The 684-nt window shown below is 58.8% G+C and carries 1 protein-coding gene; it reads left to right on the forward strand.

Annotation, left to right across the window (positions count from 1 at the left end):
• Positions 1-192 precede the first annotated feature (192 nt).
• Positions 193-633: a hypothetical protein gene (locus ACZXDY_RS46215; protein ID WP_464350058.1), complete on the forward strand. Its 441-nt coding sequence runs from the start codon at positions 193-195 to the stop codon at positions 631-633.
• Positions 634-684: the final 51 nt, after the last annotated feature.

The following is a 684-nucleotide window of genomic DNA, read 5'->3' on the forward strand; positions in this document are numbered from 1 at the left end:
TCCTCCTAAAAGAAAGCCTTGAATCACGTTCCATCTGATTTGAGAATCCCAAGAGTCCACACGACCTAGGGCATGATCCGGAAAAGTGGAAACCGGTTTTCCCTCGCGACAAACGCTAAGCGTTTGCGCGGAGATCATGCTCAAACAAAGAGATGAGCCAATAAGAACACACCAACAGGAGAGAGTAGAGTAATGCGTAAGATAATTTCAGGAATGGTCGCGGCAGTCGCGGTCATGGCCGCGGCACCCGCAATGGCGTGCGGGTACGGGTACGGCTCGTGCTCACCGTGCGGCTCTTATGGCTATTATGCCAGCCCCTGCGCGCCGCCGATCTACGCCGCGCCGGTCTATTCCGCACCGGTCGTGAGCTACAACTACACTTCCGGCTGCGGCGGCTGTGGCGCTGGTTATGGCTGGGTCACCCAGCGGCTCCCGGATCCGGAGCAGCAATACTACTATGTCAACCAGGGGCCGACCTATACCGGCCCGGGTAACTGGGCGCCGGTTCCGACCTATCGCGAGAGCGGAGTCTCGTACTATCGTCCGTTGCGTCCGCGCTACTATCGTTCGCACTATCGCTACGGCCACTCGCAATATTACCAGGGTCAGCGCGTGCTGCGCCGCTACTACTGATCTGATAGGCGCTCTTTGAAATTGGCGCCCGCTCGCCTCGTGCGAGCGGGC

It is taken from the genome of Bradyrhizobium sp. LeoB3, assembly GCF_055456055.1.

Excerpts from the sequence above, each read along its gene's own strand:
- ACZXDY_RS46215 (WP_464350058.1), top strand. The coding sequence starts at position 193 with ATGCGTAAGATAATTTCAGGAATGGTCGCGGCAGTCGCGGTCATGGCC.